We start from the raw sequence: 17,378 nt of genomic DNA, 5'->3' as shown, positions 1-17,378 counted from the left end.
AATGTCTAAACTTGAATTATTCATTTCGATTCGTGAGTATGATAAATTAAAAAAGGTTTGGACGGACCAATAACTGAGGGAGGCTTTCATATATTGGATTGGCAAGAGATATTGTTTAAGTTTGTCGGGGGACTCGGCATCTTTCTATTTGGTATCAAATTTATGTCAGACGGACTGCAAAAATCAGCCGGAGACAAAATGCGCGGGATTTTGGAAAAGTACACCACAAATCCGATATTGGGCGTTCTAGTTGGAATTATCGTTACTTGTTTAATTCAGTCCTCTTCTGGGACGACAGTAATGGCAATTGGACTTGTAAACGCTGGACTTATGACACTTAGACAAGCAATTGGGGTTGTACTTGGTGCGAATATCGGTACAACGATGACTGCTTTTATCGTCGGGATCAAAATTGAAGAGTATGCTCTGCCTATTATTGCAGTGGGTGCCTTCTTTTTATTTTTCCTGAATAAGAAGAAATTTCAATACATTGGCCAAGTAATCTTTGGTTTCGGGATGTTGTTCCTTGGACTATCTACCATGAGTGGTGGAGTGAAACCGCTTAGGGAATTGCCGGCTTTTACTGATTTTATGATTCAAATGGCAGATCAGCCTGTACTGGGACTTCTTGTCGGTACCATCTTTACGATGGTCGTACAGAGTTCAAGTGCAACGATCGGAATTCTGCAGACTATTGCGGATGAAGGGATGATCAGTCTCAGCGGATCTTTGCCGATCCTGTTTGGTGATAATATCGGTACAACGATTACAGCGGTACTCGCATCTATTGGTGCGTCGATCGCAGCAAGACGTACGGCGTTAGTACACGTTATTTTTAACGTTTGCGGAGCCATTATCTTCACGCTTCTGCTGCCTGTCGTACTCTGGGTAGTACTGTGGCTTGGAGAAGGCGTGAATATTCGGATGCAGATTGCGTATGCCCACGGATTGTTTAACGTGACGAACACCCTTATCTTCCTGCCGCTAATTCCTGTACTGGCATGGATTGTAACCAAAGTCATTCCAGGCAAGATGGATGAGATTCAGTTTAAACCGATCTATCTCGATGATCGTCTACTTGCAACACCAGCTGTCGCATTAGGACAAGCTCAGCATGAAATTGTGCGTATGGGTCAGTATGCGAGAGAGTCTTTGCAGGATGCAACGAAGTATTTCTTTGATCGGGATACGAAATATGCTGACCTAGCTTTGCAAAAGGAAGAGCTTATTAATGAGCTGAATCGCAAAATTACGGATTATATCATTCGAATCCACCAGAAGAACGCACTGCCGGCAGGGGAGTCAGAAAAAGCTTCTGGCTGGTTTCAAACGGTTAGTGATATTGAGCGGATCGGCGACCATGCAGAGAATGTAGTAGAGCTTGCGGAGTTCAGCATTAATAACAAGATTTTGTTCTCGGAAGCGGCTACGAAAGAGCTGCAGGAAATGATGGAAGTGGCAGATCAGACGGTAGAGAAGGCGCTCGTTGCACTGGAAGGACAGGACACCGAGGCAGCTAAAGCCGTGTTGGAACTGGAAACGAAATTAGATGACCTTGAAGTTGTGTTCCGCAAAAATCACATCATTCGTCTAAACCAAAACGTATGCTCAAGCGGTGCAGGAACCATTTATTTGGACTTGCTAACGAACCTTGAGCGCATCGGAGATCATTGTAAAAATATTGCTCAGTTCGTGCTTCACGAACAGCACTAGAGAAGAAGGAACCGTCCTTTCAGCTATAGCTGGAAGGGCGGTTTTGCGTTATATATTCTGTACTTTAAGGCAAATAATACCGATCTATTGTTGCCTGAATCCTAAAAAACAACCCCCAATAAGGGTTTATTCTTATGAAAAATTGTTAATTGTATAGGATAGAGGCAAAGAAATCATTGTATATTGAATCGCTGTTGGAAGCTGTGTTATCTTACTTAAAGCATTTACGCATAGAATTGAACTGAAAAAGAGGAGAATGAATACACCATGATCATTCGGCAAATCTTCAATAACAACGTTATTCGTGTTGAGGATCAGGTTGGTCACGAATACATCGTGATTGGCAATGGTCTGGGCTTCAAGAAGAAGGCAGGACAAAAAGTTGACGAAGATAAAATCGAAAAGACCTTTATGCTGAAGCCAGAGAAAGTACCTCAGAAATTGATTGATCTTATTGGCGAGACATCTGTCACTTATTTCTCTTTGGCTGATGAAATTATAAGCTATGCAAAATCAGAAATGGGAAATATTTTTAATGATAATATTTATATTACCTTAATTGACCATATCCAATTTGCGGTTGCCCGCTATAAAAAATCGATGAATCTCAAGAATGCGTTGTTCTGGCAGATCAAAAAATTCTATCCTAAGGAATTTGCAATTGGTCAAAATGCGCTGCTTTTGATTAAGAAATACTTTGACATTGAAATGGACCAGGATGAAGCGAGTTTTATTGCCATGCATTTTGTTAATGCGCGCCAAGACAGTCAAGGAATGCAGAAAACAGTTGAAGTGACCAAGGCTATGAGTGATATTGTAAATCTTGTGTCAGATTATTATCAGCTGAAACTTGATGAGAACTCATTTAATTATTCTCGCTTTATTACCCATTTACAGTTTTTCCTGCAACGGATGCTAAGTGGAGAGCAGGAGAAATCGGCATCGGGTGACAATTTTCTTTACGACCAGGTTAAAGAGAAGTACCCCACTGCGTTTGAGTGTATGAATCGAATCAATCATTATTTGGAGACCGAGTATGAAAGCGCTATGACGATTGATGAAAAAGTATATTTAACGATTCATATACAGCGGGTAACTTCAAGAAGTGGAATTGACTTGTAAAAGGAACTGGAATAAAAAACCTGTTGCATGCGCTTTCTTAATCGATTATATTAAAGGCACAACCTAAACAACAGGATTGTTACTGGTAAAGCAGGCGATACCTAAACGAGTGTGTACGATCACATCTGTGTGATCATACCCTTTCGTTTAGGTATTTTTTTTGCCTCAAATCTTAAATACTACAACAAGAGAGGAGTTAGCATGATGGATAACAAAATGATGGCTCAAGATATCGTAAGACTTGTTGGCGGCGAAGAGAACATTAATGATTTAGTTCACTGTGCTACCAGACTGCGGTTCAGTCTGAAAGATAATAAAAAAGCACAAAGAGAACAGCTTGAAAAGCATGAAGGAGTTATTACGGTAGTCGAAAGCGGAGGACAATTCCAAGTTGTAGTTGGAAGCAGTGTCGCTGGTATTTACAGTGAGATCGTTAAGAGTACCAATTTTGCTGCCAATACTTCTTCGAAACAAGATAATCCAGATCAAAAAGTTTCGACGATGTCTAAAGTGTTTGAAGTGATCTCGGGTAGCTTCTCACCGCTCATTCCAGTAATGGCTGGTGCAGGGATGCTCAAGGCACTGTTAACTGTCCTGCCGATGCTCGGATGGTTGTCTGAAACATCCGATACCTATATGATTTTATCGGCAGCCGGTAACGCGGTCTTTTATTTCCTGCCGATATTCCTTGGTATTACACTTGGGATGAAGTTAAAAGCGAACCCTTATGTAGCAGGGGCAATCGGCGCTGCTCTATTAGAGCCAAGTTTTACTGCATTGTTAGACAGCAGCGCAGATCATTCATTTTTAGGGATACCGCTCACTATTGTCAGCTATGCATCCAGCGTGTTCCCCATTTTTATCGCAGTTAGTGTTTATGCACTGCTAGAAAAATTGTTGAAGAAGATCATTTTGAAAGACCTGCAGATTTTCATGGTACCGATGATTTCACTAATGGTTATGGTACCGCTTACGATTATTGTCTTAGGGCCGTTTGGTACGAATGTTGGTAACTGGATTGCAGCAGGGGTAACCTGGCTCATTGGAGTCAGTGGTATTTTATCAGGTATTGTACTAGGCGGCGGCATGACATTTCTGGTTGTGTTCGGACTGCACTGGGGATTCACACCTATTACGCTGCAGAATATCGCAAACGGCGGTGATCCAATTGAAGCGATGGCTTCGGCTGCAGTATTTGCACAGATTGGTGTCGCACTTGGTATTTTTATTAAGGCTAAAAAAGATAAATCGCTGAGAACCATTGCTGGTTCCACTGGAATTACCGGACTACTGGCAGGGGTAACAGAACCTATCGTATATGGGATCATTCTCAAATATAAAAGAGTTATCCCTATTGTAGCTATAGCCGGAGCTTTGGGTGGTGCGATAAACGGTCACTTTGATGTTAAGTATACGGCATACGTATTCCACAATATTTTCTCGATTCCTGTAGAGCAGCCAAGCGGTATATTTGTAATTTCCTTGATTGTTTCTCTGGGTACAGCTTTCTTGCTGACACTGTTGTTCGGCTACGAAAGTAAACCGAAGAAGGCAGAAACAGTAGAGGGTGGAGAGGCAGTAGAACCTGTAGAAACAGCACCAACAGCACCAACATCAGTACCGAACTCGCCTTCAGTTAGTCCAGCAGTGGATTTGAAGAAAGAGTACATTTTCAGCCCGTTGACAGGTGCAGCATTGTCACTCAGTGAGGTTAGCGATGAAGCTTTCTCTTCAGGGGCAATGGGCAGAGGACTCGCAGTAGTTCCGGCTGTAGGAGAAGTCGTCGCTCCAATGGATGGGGTTGTAACCTCCCTATTTCCAACAGGACATGCAATCGGTATCACTTCGGAAGCAGGGACAGATGTCTTAATTCATATCGGTGTTAATACGGTCAGCCTGAAAGGGAAATACTTTACTCCTATGGTGAAAGAAGGAGACAAAGTGGAACAGGGAGATTTGTTAATTCGTTTCGATCTGGAACAAATTAAGGCAGCCGGTTATGAAACAACCACTCCCGTTATTGTTACACTGACGCAAAATGAAGTTGAGATATTTGAAACAACTCAATCCAAAATTAATAAGAATGATATTCTTCTAACACTGGTTAAATAACATCTATATATAAGGAGGAACTGAATATGTTACACAAAAAATTAAGCGCATTCCCTGAGGATTTTCTATGGGGAGGTTCAACATCGGCCTACCAACTCGAAGGAGCTTGGGATGAAGATGGCAAAGGTCCATCCGTCATTGATTTTGCCAATCATGTAGAAGGTGTTACTGATTTCAAAGTATGTAGTGATCACTATCACAAATATAAAGAAGACGTGGCACTCATGGCAGAAATGGGCTTTAAAGCATATCGTTTCTCAATTGCTTGGACACGAATTTATCCGAATGGCGATGGAGAAGTAAATCCCAAAGGACTAGCCTTTTACAGCTCACTGATTGATGAATTGTTAAAATACGGTATAGAACCGATTGTGACAATGTATCATTTCGACCTCCCGTATGCGCTGGAAGAAAGAGGAGGTTGGTCCAACCGAATTACCATTGATGCTTTTGAACAGTATGCCAAGACACTATTCGAACATTTCGGAGATCGTGTTAAATGGTGGCTGACCATTAATGAGCAGAACATGCTGATCTTGCATCCGGGATCTATTGGAACACTTAATGAAAATATGACTGATCCTCAAAAAGAGCTTTATCAGCAGAACCATCATATGTTGGTGGCTCAAGCGAAAGCTATGGCGTTGTGTCACAAAATGCTGCCGAATGCGAAGATTGGTCCTGCACCAAACATCGGTGTTATTTATCCAGCTAGCTCCAAACCTGAAGATGTACTAGCTGCCGACAATTATGCGGCAATTCGCAATTGGCTGTATCTAGATATGGCGGTATATGGACGCTACAATCATATTGCCTGGAGTTATATGGTGGAAAAAGGTTATGAACCTGAGATTAAGGAAGGCGATATGGAAATCCTCAAGTCAGGTAAACCGGATTTCATCGCTTTCAATTACTATACTTCTCAGACGGTGGGCGAGAGCAAAAATGACGGTAATGACTTCTCCCACACAGGTGACCAGCATGAGATTGTTGGTGAGCCGGGAGCATATCGCGGATCCGTTAACCCGAATCTGCAAAAAACGGAATTTGGATGGGAGATTGATCCGGTTGGATTCCGTACGACATTGCGCCAGATTTATTCCCGCTATAACCTGCCGCTGATCGTGACAGAGAATGGACTGGGTGCATTTGATAAATTAGAAGAAGACGGTACTGTAAAAGATACGTACCGGATTGATTTCTTCCGTAAACATATTGAGCAGATTCAACTCGCTCTTACAGACGGCGTTGAGGTCTTTGGTTTCTGTCCATGGTCTGCAATTGATCTGGTTAGTACGCATCAAGGATCCAGTAAGAGATACGGATTTATCTATGTAGACCGCGATGAGTTTGACTTGAAGGATTTGAAACGGATTCGTAAGGATAGTTTCTACTGGTATCAGAAGTTGATTGCTTCGCGCGGAGAAGTACGCTAATTCACCCCGTTTCTGAAGTGTAACAACAACAGCGATTTTCCTATTTGGAGAATCGCTGTTGTTTTACTTTTGATCGACTGATCCCATTATAGAACCTCAGCGAGAACTATTTTGAAAACGAAATTCCATTTTATTCATGGTGAATATGAACCGGTTTCTGTAGAATGTTAGCGCAGCATGATTAATCACTAGGGAATGAAACGCATGTTGAATCAAATGGTTGGCAAAAAGGGGAGTAAGGTTGTTCATTTTCTAATAGGTACGTTTCTCTGGCTTCCGCTAGTGATTGATACAGAAATATCTTCTAGAAGAGAGGCAGCAAAGTGGATGGAGGATGAGGAGTTCTATGACTATGATGAAGAAGAAATAGATCCGAAACGATTCCCTTGTCCATGTTGTGGTTATCCTACACTAGAAATCCAGAATTATGGATATGAGGTTTGTATACTTTGCGGCTGGGAAGACGATGGCCAGCGAGATGACCAGGCTGACAAGGTATGGGGCGGGGCTAATCAGGAGTATTCGCTTACCGCAGCGAGAGGGATTTTTAAGCAACATTTCCTTGGTTACCATGATAATAAAGTCTTGAAATCACAGAAGAGAGAAGCGGTTATTCATGCTAACAAGCGGCTTATGGAAGCCTATGATCAGCTTGAGAAACCGGAAAATTGGGCTACTGAAGGAATTTCATTAGGAACCGATAAGAAGTGGGAAGAAGTATTTAAACAGGAAGCAGCTCTCGGCACAATCAAGTATAAAAAATAGGTAAGATAAACTCAAAAAAACAATATAATTCTAAGGGATCCCTCAGCTTATCCGCTGATTGAGATGTTTACAAACACGCAAACGTGGATGATGATGAGGGATTTTTATAGTTCCGAGAGCCTGATGGGAATGAAAATATGCAGGAGAAGCTGATATAATTTTACATATTTATAATAAATCATTGAGATATCTCTAAAATTATCCATGTAATGAACCGATATATTAGGAATAATTGACTAGATGAAAAGATGTGATTTGTCACTTAGTAATACATAAGACCTATATAGATAAAAAGTAGATCAGTTTATCCAAGTGACAAGCTCTTTTCTAACAACAAACAGGAGTGTGGAACGGTGAGAGTCGTATTAGCTAATGAAGCAGGGGTAGCAAAGGACGTTAAAGTAGGATTCAGCTGGACAACATTTTTCTTTGGTTTCTTTCCTGCATTATTTAGAGGGGATTTAAAGTGGGCAGCTATTATGTTCATTCTTGCTGCTATTCTTGGATCCTTTACACTGGGATTTGGAGCATGGGTTTGTGGCATTGTATTTTCTTTTGTTTACAACAAGATTTATATTAAAGAACTTTTGGAAAAAGGATATCGCCCTGTGAATGAGTCCGACCGTGTAGTCCTTGAGAGTAATGGCATTATCTCTAGAATAGCGTAAACACCATAAAAACCTTCTAACGAATCCATCGTTAGAAGGTTTTTTGCATTTTATTCATGTACAGAGAAAGAACAGGTGTGAAGAACATAAAAACATAGTGAGATTAATCCATGGGTAAGCCGGAAAAAGTCCATTGATAACCATTATCATCCAACATATAATGATAATCATTATCAATTACTCGTCTACATAGAGAGATAACAATAAATCAGGGGGCATGAAGGTATGAAGAAGGTTTCGTCGTTGAAATTAGGAATTATCGCTTTAACCATGGTTGTTATGGTGGCGTGTGGGAATCAGGAAGGGGCCGGCAGTGAAACCAGTTCTGATGCTCAGCAGCAAGCAGCCGCAGATACAACAGTAACAACGGGATCGGAAGATATTACTCCAGCAGCAGATGAAGCTGCTGCAACGGTTGCGGTAGACGAAGCATTAGTAGAAGAAATTTTGTCTCAATTTGATAATAAAACACCGAGTACGACTGTAACTTTGTCAGTAGCCATTACAGAATTATTTAATGACTTAGGATTATCGCTAGAAGGTGTACCGACTACACAAAGTGAACTGCCAGCAGCTTACCAAGATGTACAGAAAGTTGGGTCATCTCATCAGCCGGATCTCGAAGTGATCGCAAGCCTTACACCTGATGCAATACTGTCACCCGAATCAATTAAAGACAGCATTGAAAAAATGCTGAAGCCTTCCGGTTTAAAGGGAGCATATCTCCCCGTTGATTCATTAGATGGACTCAAAGCTTCACTAGTTGCCATAGGACGTCTCTACGATAAAGAAGCTGAGGCAGAGCAGGTGCTGAGTTCTTTTGCTGAACAGGAATCGGAAATTGTGAAATCAGTAGAAGGAAAAGATGCACCCACTGTTATGTTCTTATTCGGTTCCACCGATTATCTCATGCTGATGAATGAAGATACATTTGCTGGAAGTCTCGCTAGAAATCTAGGCGCAACGAATGTACTTACGGATACAATGCAGTCCACCGAGACGTATGTTCCTTTTAATATGGAAAGTGTAGTAGAAGCGAATCCGGACGTGATTTTACTTGTGGCTCACGGAGATGCTGAAGCGGTAGCGAAGAAGTTTGAAGAAGATGTGAAGAAGAACGGCGCATGGGAGAAAATGAATGCTTTCAAGAATGGAAAAATGAAAACACTGGATTATAACTTGTTTGGTGTTGCTTCCCTATCCAAAACGCCTGACGCTTATAAAGCACTTTCCACCGTTTTGTACGGGGAATAGGAGGATTATGAGCTTGTGAATACAATAGGGCAGCAGAGAAGCCGGAAGTTACTTCTTGCAATTACGTATCTCATCTTACTGATCATTATTATTCTTGCTATCGGCATCGGAAGCGTGAGGTTATCTCCTGCAGAAGTCCTTCAGACTTTAACTGGATCGGGAAGTGAACAATGGAACACCATCCTATGGAATATACGTATTCCGCGGGTGATCCTCGCGCTGATCATCGGAGCCAATCTAGCGGTTTCGGGTGCGCTGCTTCAAGCCGTAATGCATAATCCGCTGGCAGACCCTGGGCTAACTGGGGTTTCCAGCGGTGCTGCTGTTACGGTACTTTTTATCATGCTGGTGAAACCGGAGTTATCCTCGCTTATTCCCATTGCAGCTATCGTCGGCGGAGGGATTGCTGCGGCAATGGTTTATGGATGGGCTTGGACCAAGACACAGGGGATAACGCCTATTCGCATTATTTTATCAGGGGTAGCAGTCAATGCCGTCTTTGGCGGAGTCATCGGACTACTATCTATTCTCTATAGTGACAAATTACCCGCTGCGCTCTCATGGATGAACGGGAGTTTATCGGGAAAAGGAATGGATGCGGTGCTGACGATTCTACCTTATTCTGCGGCGGGATGGATTATGGCACTTCTATGCATACGGCAGGCGAATATTTTACGGCTTGGAGAACAAGCAGCACATAATCTCGGCCAAAATATAAATCGGGTGCGGATTACGCTTTCTTTTGTTGCTGTCTTTCTTGCTTCGGTCTCCGTCTCCATGGTTGGGCTTGTCGGCTTTGTTGGTCTCATCGTTCCACACATGGCACGTATGATGATCGGTTCGGATTATAAATACAGCCTTCCTTTTAGCTTAGCGCTGGGGGCTGTCGTATTGATTATAGCCGATACGATCGGCAGATCGATGTTTAGTCCGCTTGAAATTCCGGCGGGTATTGTGATGGCGATGGTAGGAGGGCCTTATTTTCTCTATCTGATGCGTAAAGGAGGGGCATAGCATTGCTGCAAGTAGAATCGGTACATGTACATTACGGAGAACGGCCAATTGTTCAGAACCTGTCGCTTACCGTTCAAAAAGGAGAAGTTGTCTCCATCATCGGGCCGAATGGGTCAGGGAAATCAACACTGCTCAAAAGCATATCCGGCCTTATTCCTTACGCAAGCGGCGGAGTGACCATTGAGGGTAAGGAACTCCAGAAAATGAATGTCCGAGAAGTGGCGAAGCAGCTATGTATGTTGTCTCAATCAAATGTAAGCCCTATGGATATGACCGTTGGAGATTTGGTCGGTTTTGGACGGATGCCGCATAAAAAGTGGTACGAACAACTCACTCAGGAGGATCGTGAGATCATTCAGTGGGCGCTTGAACAGACGAATATGACAAGGTATGAGCACCGCTTGGTTCATTCCTTATCGGGCGGGGAGTCAAGAAAAGCTTGGCTCGCCATGGCTCTCGCCCAGCGTCCCAAGCTGCTATTACTTGATGAACCGACCACCTATCTAGATATTGCGCATCAACTGGATGTTCTGGAGCTGGTGAAGACACTGAATAAGGAACTTGGGATCACAGTAGTAATGGTGCTGCATGATCTGAACCATGCGAGTTTATACAGCGACAAAGTATGTGTCATTCAGAACGGAGAGCGAAAAGCATATGGAACTCCAAAGGATGTACTAAACCAAGAATTAATCCGAAGTGTATACGGCGTCGAGGTCGATGTAGAGTTAACGAAAGATAGAAAACCTAGAATACATGTACTTCATAAAATTTAGGATGGAGCAGGTGGAATAAACATGATGAATATGAATCGGATCAATATGGAAGAAGTGAAAAATAAGTACTTGGAATTTACAGGTGAGCTGAGATCGCTCATGTTAAGTACGTTAGATGAGGAAGGAAATCCCTTCATTTCTTATGCTCCTTTTGTAGCGTATGACAATAAAATGTACATCTATATCAGCCGCATTGCAAATCACTATCATCATCTGGATAAACGTCCGCAAGTGGACGTGATGCTAATTGAAGATGAGGCAGCTTCGGGTAATCTATTTGCAAGACAGCGGGCTCGCTTCCCTTGTACAGCGAATAATGTGGGGAATGAGGGATATCCAGAAGTATTCGCTCTATTTGAAGAGAAGTTTCCAGCGAAACTTGTAACAATGCTGCGGGGACTCGATTTCTCCTTGTTCGAGCTTACTCCGCAGACAGGAAGATACGTGGCAGGCTTCGGTCTTGCTTTTGATCTAGACCTTGCCACAGACCGAATTGAGCATGTAGCCCGCGATGGTCATGCCAGCAGTGCAGCAGCGAAATAAAGGAATAACCGGGTAATGTGATATCAAATAGAAACAAGGAGGAGAGAAAGAAAATGTCTACCTTTGCTACAATCATGCCAGTATGGAATGCAATTCAAAGCCGTTTTCTAAATACGGTAAAGCAGCTGACTAACGAAGAACTTGCACTTCAAATGGACGATACTTCGATCGGATATATGCTCAGGCATAATGCCGAGGTAGAGTATATGTTTGCAGCATGGTTTTTTAATAAGCCGATGCCGGAAGATCTTGTTATTCACACGCACCGAGGGGCTACACGCAGTAAAGAAACATTCACGAATTTAGAAGAGATTGTATCATTTTTAGAGGCGTCTCAAACTTGGCTTATTCAGGGAATGTCGGAGCTGCCTGAGGAAGAATGGAATGAAATTAAAAAATGTCCTATTGGCGACTCCACACCGCTCGAAGCCGTAGGACGTCTTATGTATCATACAGGTATTCATGCAGGACAAATCTCATATATAAAGAAGCAGCATGCAGCAAAGCAGGTATAAGAATAGAGAAGATTAGGAATTGAAGTAAGTAAGGTCTAGACAGATAAAAGTTTTGGTGAAGAGTGAGAGAGCCTATATCAGGCAGATCGGTAAAAAATAAAAGATAAATAGAATGAGCCCGGGAGAGCATCTCCCGGGTTCTTTTGTATGTTCAAGCAGAATAATTATTTTACAGGTAAATTAATTTCATATCTCATTAAAATATGGAAACAAAGCTTCTATATATCCAGTATATGGATTATTATGGTACATAATCTGTTTGCTGTGGCTAGGTTCATAGCTTATAAGAAAGAAAATTAAGGGGGTGATCGTGATTGTTTTCAAGTTTCGGCCCTTAATGGTTCTGCTGGGCATCATTATTATTATTTTGCTCGCATTAGGATTTCAAAAAATATACAACCATAACTTGGAGAAGAAAATGAATAATCAAGCGATTATTGATCAGGCCAAAATTACAGCGATGGAACATCTAAAAGAAAAATATGAACTCGATGTGGAAATAACGGGGGAACAAATGCTGCCGACTTATGTAAGTTACAGAGTTAGTTTGGAGGGGAATGTAATCGGGAATAAGGACCAACACTTCAACGTATCTGTCAATTACAAAACAAATGAGGTTTCGAATTTTGCGATGAGTCCTGAACTGGTTGATGCGATCAAGGCGAAAGGATACGACCCTTTTATTAAAAAATAAATGGTAGGCTTCTCATCTGAAAACGAAAGGTACACCACATTCTAGCGTAATACCAAAAATAAAGTTACAATAAATAACAAAACTTACCAAATAGAGGTGAAGTGATGACGGAATTTCTCTGTATGAACCATCCGGATAAGCAGGCTGTTGCTCAGTGTAGAAGGTGTGGTAAGCCGATCTGTGAGAACTGCTATGACTCAGCGACGGGATATTGCCGTGATCAGTGTATCAATAATGGAGCAGTTTCTTCTATTCATGAGCCTAAGAAAAATATTCTTTTGCAAGTCATTGTGGCGATCTTAGCGATCATTGGAGGACTAGCCGTACTCTTAATTACGATATGCGGTGCCTTTTTATTATCGTACTAAAGGTATTATGAAAATGATTCACTAATGTTAGTTATTACTATCTATGTCTAGGAGTGGACTGATGGATTTTCCTGTGTATCTTACTATTGGGTCCTTGCGGATTCACCCACATGTACTATTTGAGTCCCTTAGCTATTTTATCGGATTTAGGGTCTATCTATGGACACGAAGACCGAGCGGGATGTCTGCTTTGATGAGCCTGCAAATATTAGCGGGTACGATTCTGGGTGCAGCGATTGGTGCCAAGTTGCTGTTTTGGTTGGAGGACCCGGTCGCCACTTGGGAGCATCTTAGTCAAGGACAACTCTTATGGGGTGGAAAGACCATTGTCGGAGGGTTACTCGGAGGACTGATCGGGGTGGAACTTACAAAGCGCTGGGTAGGTTGGTCCCAATCGACGGGGGATGATTTTGTGTATCCGCTGATGCTTGGTCTTTGTATAGGAAGAATTGGATGTTTTCTTACCGGACTTACTGACCATACCTATGGTACGCCGACGACATGGATTACGGGTGTGGATTTTGGAGATGGGGTGACTCGTCATCCGGCACAGCTCTATGAAATTTTCTTTCTTATTATATTAGCTATAGTGCTCATCCCGCTTTATCGTCAGAGCCGTGTTAAAAGCGCTACATCTACTCAAGTAAAGTATGTATCTGGGCGGATGTTCCAGTGGTTTATGGCAGGTTATCTGCTGTTTCGTCTGGGTATTGAATGGATCAAACCTACGCCTCATCCTTACCTCGGACTGAACAATATTCAGCTTGCCTGCATCGCTGGTGTGCTTTATTATGCTTGGCTTATTTATGGCAAGAAGAAGGTAGATCATCAAATAACGAGTTCGAATATGCAAGCCTAATCTGTATTTAACAGGAGGAGCGATTTCATGCCTAACCGTCCTTATCTCTATCATGAGCTGACGAATAGTATATGTACGACCTGTTATCGCAAAGTAGAAGCCAAGGTGATTGAAGAAGACGGCAAAATCTACATGGTCAAAAGATGCCTTATTCACGGACCGGAGAAAGTGCTTATCTCCACCGATGTGGAGTATTATCACCGGACTCGTAAGTTTATTAAGCCTTCAGAAATGCCGCTCGTGTGGAATACTCCGATCAAGTACGGATGCCCTTATGACTGCGGATTATGTCCAGATCATGAGCAGCATAGCTGCCTAACCTTACTGGAGATTACCGATCACTGTAACCTGCAGTGTCCGATCTGTTTTGCAGAATCTTCCCCGCATCGTACCTCGTATCGGTCACTTGCTCAGATTGAATTTATGTTAGACCGTATTATCGAAAATGAAGGCGAAGCAGACATCGTGCAAATCAGCGGCGGGGAGCCGACAACGCATCCTGATTTTTTTGAAATTTTGGATATGTGTAAATCGCGGCCCATCAAGCATATTATGGTGAACACGAATGGGATTCGCATTGCACAGGACCGGGAATTTGCCCGTAAGTTATCTGAATATGCTCCTGGATTTGAGGTCTATTTGCAGTTCGACAGTTTTGAAGCACATGTACTAAAAGAGCTGCGAGGGGCAGACCTAAGAAGAATCCGCCAGCAGGCCATTGACCATTTAAATGAATTTAACATCTCCACTACACTCGTCGTTACACTAAAAAAAGGACTTAATGACGGAGAGATCGGTGACATAATTCAGTATGGTCTTCAGCAGAAAGCCGTTCGCGGAGTCACCATTCAGCCTATTCAGGCGGCAGGCAGACTCGAAGGATATGACCCTGCAACAGATCGTCTGACGGTGAGTGAAGTGAGGCAGATGATTATTGACCAGTCGGAAGTATTTGAGGACGATGATATTTTACCGGTTCCATGTCACCCGGACTGCCTGGCAATGGGATATGCGCTGAAGCTTGGCGGACAAGTTATTCCGCTGACAGGAATGATCGATCCGGACATTTTACTCGAAGGGGACAGTAATACAATTATATATGAACAAGATCCGGTGATCAGAGATAAAATGTTTGAGCTGTTGTCGACCGGACACTCGCCGGAGTCTTCTGCTCTTTCGCTGAAAAGCTTACTCTGCTGCCTACCGCTCGCAGCTGTTCCCGAAGAGATTACGTATGACAACGTGTTCCGGGTGATCATTATGCAGTTCCTCGATGCACACAATTTTGATGTGCGTTCTGTCAAAAAGTCCTGTGTTCACATTGTCCATCCTGATGGACGGATCATTCCTTTTGACACCTATAATTTGTTCTATCGGGACGATAAGGAAGAGCTGCTGAAAGAACGGAAAAATGAGATTGTAACCGCATGGGATCGAGATACCAAGGTCATACCAGTGAGTGAGAATTAGATTTTAGGATAGAGAAGGGTCGGAGAGCAGAGATGCGTTCCGGCTTTTATTTTTGTGTGAAGAATTTATCGGGATTATTTTAATGTAATGTCACATTTCGAAACTATGAATTGTTATATAGGCGTGGAAAGGAGGGAGAGGCACTGTTGAACTCTATACAGCGGAACAGTACAGACGATCGTGAGCAATTACATTTAGATCATATGATCCAGAGGATACAGCAGGGAGAGACCGAGCCCTATAGAGTCATTGTCGAGAAGTATCAAAGGCAAATCTATGTGTATTGTTATTACTTATTAAAGCAGACCGAAATGACACAGGATGCAGTCCAGGACATTTTTATTAAGGCGTATGAGAACATAGCAAGCTACACGAGACCCGGTTCTTTTTCAGCTTGGCTTTATAAAATTGCGTACAACCACTGTATGAATCTCAATAAAAAGAAATTTCGAGATGTAGAGCTGCTCAAAATCTTCAAGCATACCTACTCGGCAGAATTGGCATACAAGAAGGACGTCCAAAGCACTGACAGATTAGAGATCCTAATGGATCATCTTTCTTTTGATGAAAAACATATTTTGCTGCTTCGCGCAGTGGAAGACTACTCCTATGATGAGATCGGACAAGTCATGAATATCAAGGCGGCTACGGCGAGGAAAAAATATGAACGTATTCGAAAAAAACTGATCAAAAGAAATGGGGAAGGTGGGACGTATGAAGAATCATTTACATAAAAAAGAGGAACCCATGGATCAGGTCATCCGAATGATACGAGAAAAAGAGGTTCCTATCGATCTTACAGATCGAGTGATGGTGGAGATTTATCAAAATAAAACGAAGCGTAGGGGGCGAAAGAAGATGTGGAAGAAAATTGCGGTTTCAACGGCTATAGCGGCATCAGCAGTCTTGGTGATTGTAGGGAGTGGATTTGTATCTCCAACAATGGCCGATTCGTTGCAGCAAGTTCCTGGGATGAAGAGTATCTTTGCATTTGTGGATGATCTTGGACTGAGGACAGCATCAGAAAAAAAATTAGCGGATACCCCAAATATAAGTGTGGTTCGAGGGGATACCACATTTACGGTCCCGGAAATCATCTATGACGGCACAAGGGTCTCACTGAGTTTAGAACGAACGACGCAAGATAATATGGATGAGTCAGGAGAGAAGCTGAACGAAGATCTAAGCGGCTATACGCTGCAGATCAACGGAAGAGATATAAACGAGTATGCACCCAAATATGGTGGGATATCTAAATTTTTTCATCCTGGTGCATCTGAGAATTCTGTGATTTTGGAATTTTCCGATTTACGAAATCAACAAGGAACACCTTTTCCTGATTCGTTCATGCTTACGTTAAGCCTGGACGTCAAACCATTTGAGGACCCTGTCGTTATGCATATTCCCGTTGAGAAGACAAAACAGGATATCATTGATATTTCTCCGAATATGACCAAGACCCAAGGGATCTATACAGTAACACTGGAAAGGGTGGAACTAACACCAATAACGACAAATATCTCGACTCGTTTCGTTCTTCCGGAAGGCATGAAATATGATCCGCTAACGATAGGTATGCATTACGATGTGTATGATGATGAAGGTAATGAGCTGAGAATAATAAGTGGAAATGGGAGAGGTCAGGCAAATAGCTCTGGAATGATTTCAGATCTCCGGCTAGAACCTTTTACTACGCTCCCGTCTAAGATTATCATCAAACCTTATCAAAATATATATAGTGACACCGAAAAAGGGAAGGTTAAGTTTGACGAGGAAGGGAATGTGATGAAAGCCTATTTTCCTGAACTAGAGTTTGAAGTGGATATTGAGAAATAGTTAATATGAAGCTGGAAAAATGAAAAATAGCAGTAAAAGAGCAATCTATAAAGATAGGTTGAACTGAACCCTATTAAGTAGACAGTTTTAAAAAAAAGGATGCGCCGCTGTTTAAGCGGCAATGAGATGACTTCGGTATGCTGCGAGGCCACTGAAAAAGTCCAATATCTAAAATCAGGATGCCTTTCCTCAATATTGAGGAAAGGCATCCTGATTTTTTGTATAATAAAAGT

Annotated in this window: 17 protein-coding genes; all 17 read left to right on the top strand. The window is 42.3% G+C overall.

All coding sequences use genetic code 11. The features are described 5' to 3' along the window. Window positions 1-93 precede the first annotated feature (93 nt). The gene (locus KJS58_RS23495) at window positions 94-1,713 is read left to right on the top strand and encodes a Na/Pi cotransporter family protein (protein ID WP_213535972.1); all 1,620 of its coding nucleotides are present in this window, start codon (window positions 94-96) and stop codon (window positions 1,711-1,713) included. A 267-nt stretch (window positions 1,714-1,980) separates the two neighbouring features. After that, window positions 1,981-2,835 (top strand): BglG family transcription antiterminator LicT, encoded by an 855-nt coding sequence (gene licT, locus KJS58_RS23490; protein ID WP_213535970.1) that lies wholly within the window; start codon window positions 1,981-1,983, stop codon window positions 2,833-2,835. A 204-nt stretch (window positions 2,836-3,039) separates the two neighbouring features. Beyond that, a complete protein-coding gene (locus KJS58_RS23485) occupies window positions 3,040-4,947 on the top strand; it encodes a beta-glucoside-specific PTS transporter subunit IIABC (protein WP_213535968.1) in 1,908 nt (635 codons plus the stop codon). A gap of 26 nt (window positions 4,948-4,973) precedes the next feature. Next, entirely contained in the window at window positions 4,974-6,383 is a 1,410-nt protein-coding gene (locus KJS58_RS23480) for a glycoside hydrolase family 1 protein (RefSeq protein WP_213535966.1), read from the top strand. A gap of 204 nt (window positions 6,384-6,587) precedes the next feature. Further along, window positions 6,588-7,148 (top strand): CPCC family cysteine-rich protein, encoded by a 561-nt coding sequence (locus KJS58_RS23475; protein ID WP_249717850.1) that lies wholly within the window; start codon window positions 6,588-6,590, stop codon window positions 7,146-7,148. A gap of 353 nt (window positions 7,149-7,501) precedes the next feature. Next, a complete protein-coding gene (locus tag KJS58_RS23470) occupies window positions 7,502-7,816 on the top strand; it encodes a DUF2628 domain-containing protein (protein WP_213535964.1) in 315 nt (104 codons plus the stop codon). 225 nt (window positions 7,817-8,041) lie between these two features. Further along, window positions 8,042-9,070 (top strand): helical backbone metal receptor, encoded by a 1,029-nt coding sequence (locus tag KJS58_RS23465; protein WP_213535963.1) that lies wholly within the window; start codon window positions 8,042-8,044, stop codon window positions 9,068-9,070. A 24-nt stretch (window positions 9,071-9,094) separates the two neighbouring features. Beyond that, window positions 9,095-10,084 (top strand): FecCD family ABC transporter permease, encoded by a 990-nt coding sequence (locus KJS58_RS23460; RefSeq protein WP_213536017.1) that lies wholly within the window; start codon window positions 9,095-9,097, stop codon window positions 10,082-10,084. 2 nt (window positions 10,085-10,086) lie between these two features. Then, window positions 10,087-10,860, top strand: a complete 774-nt coding sequence (locus KJS58_RS23455; RefSeq protein ID WP_213535961.1) for an ABC transporter ATP-binding protein — start codon at window positions 10,087-10,089, stop codon at window positions 10,858-10,860. Between the two features lie 21 nt (window positions 10,861-10,881). Beyond that, window positions 10,882-11,403, top strand: coding sequence for a HugZ family pyridoxamine 5'-phosphate oxidase (locus tag KJS58_RS23450; protein ID WP_306433115.1), 522 nt, complete (start codon window positions 10,882-10,884; stop codon window positions 11,401-11,403). Between the two features lie 74 nt (window positions 11,404-11,477). Then, window positions 11,478-11,918, top strand: a complete 441-nt coding sequence (locus KJS58_RS23445) for a DinB family protein (protein ID WP_249717846.1) — start codon at window positions 11,478-11,480, stop codon at window positions 11,916-11,918. Window positions 11,919-12,228: 310 nt separating this feature from the next. Beyond that, entirely contained in the window at window positions 12,229-12,612 is a 384-nt protein-coding gene (locus tag KJS58_RS23440) for a hypothetical protein (RefSeq protein ID WP_249717845.1), read from the top strand. Between the two features lie 104 nt (window positions 12,613-12,716). After that, window positions 12,717-12,980, top strand: coding sequence for a B-box zinc finger protein (locus KJS58_RS23435; protein ID WP_213535956.1), 264 nt, complete (start codon window positions 12,717-12,719; stop codon window positions 12,978-12,980). 61 nt (window positions 12,981-13,041) lie between these two features. After that, on the top strand, window positions 13,042-13,839 hold the full coding sequence (locus KJS58_RS23430; protein WP_213535955.1) for a prolipoprotein diacylglyceryl transferase: 798 nt from the start codon (window positions 13,042-13,044) through the stop codon (window positions 13,837-13,839). Between the two features lie 27 nt (window positions 13,840-13,866). Then, on the top strand, window positions 13,867-15,309 hold the full coding sequence (locus KJS58_RS23425; protein WP_213535953.1) for a radical SAM protein: 1,443 nt from the start codon (window positions 13,867-13,869) through the stop codon (window positions 15,307-15,309). Window positions 15,310-15,455: 146 nt separating this feature from the next. Beyond that, on the top strand, window positions 15,456-16,043 hold the full coding sequence (locus tag KJS58_RS23420; protein WP_249717843.1) for an RNA polymerase sigma factor: 588 nt from the start codon (window positions 15,456-15,458) through the stop codon (window positions 16,041-16,043). Further along, the gene (locus KJS58_RS23415; protein ID WP_213535951.1) at window positions 16,024-17,145 is read left to right on the top strand and encodes a DUF4179 domain-containing protein; all 1,122 of its coding nucleotides are present in this window, start codon (window positions 16,024-16,026) and stop codon (window positions 17,143-17,145) included. The genes KJS58_RS23420 and KJS58_RS23415 overlap by 20 nt, the downstream gene beginning before the upstream one ends. Window positions 17,146-17,378 lie beyond the last annotated feature (233 nt).

Origin of the sequence: Paenibacillus sp. J45TS6 (assembly GCF_018403285.1) — a bacterium.
GTDB lineage: Bacteria > Bacillota > Bacilli > Paenibacillales > Paenibacillaceae > Paenibacillus.
This window is presented reverse-complemented; position numbering and strand designations above follow the sequence as displayed.

What these genes read in the sequence shown, in the direction of transcription:
- licT (WP_213535970.1), top strand. Translation starts at nt 1,981, where the DNA reads ATGATCATTCGGCAAATCTTCAATAACAACGTTATTCGTGTTGAGGAT.
- KJS58_RS23485 (WP_213535968.1), top strand. Translation starts at nt 3,040, where the DNA reads ATGGATAACAAAATGATGGCTCAAGATATCGTAAGACTTGTTGGCGGC.
- KJS58_RS23480 (WP_213535966.1), top strand. Translation starts at nt 4,974, where the DNA reads ATGTTACACAAAAAATTAAGCGCATTCCCTGAGGATTTTCTATGGGGA.
- KJS58_RS23475 (WP_249717850.1), top strand. Translation starts at nt 6,588, where the DNA reads ATGTTGAATCAAATGGTTGGCAAAAAGGGGAGTAAGGTTGTTCATTTT.
- KJS58_RS23465 (WP_213535963.1), top strand. Translation starts at nt 8,042, where the DNA reads ATGAAGAAGGTTTCGTCGTTGAAATTAGGAATTATCGCTTTAACCATG.
- KJS58_RS23450 (WP_306433115.1), top strand. Translation starts at nt 10,882, where the DNA reads ATGATGAATATGAATCGGATCAATATGGAAGAAGTGAAAAATAAGTAC.
- KJS58_RS23445 (WP_249717846.1), top strand. Translation starts at nt 11,478, where the DNA reads ATGCCAGTATGGAATGCAATTCAAAGCCGTTTTCTAAATACGGTAAAG.
- KJS58_RS23435 (WP_213535956.1), top strand. Translation starts at nt 12,717, where the DNA reads ATGACGGAATTTCTCTGTATGAACCATCCGGATAAGCAGGCTGTTGCT.
- KJS58_RS23430 (WP_213535955.1), top strand. Translation starts at nt 13,042, where the DNA reads ATGGATTTTCCTGTGTATCTTACTATTGGGTCCTTGCGGATTCACCCA.
- KJS58_RS23425 (WP_213535953.1), top strand. Translation starts at nt 13,867, where the DNA reads ATGCCTAACCGTCCTTATCTCTATCATGAGCTGACGAATAGTATATGT.
- KJS58_RS23415 (WP_213535951.1), top strand. Translation starts at nt 16,024, where the DNA reads ATGAAGAATCATTTACATAAAAAAGAGGAACCCATGGATCAGGTCATC.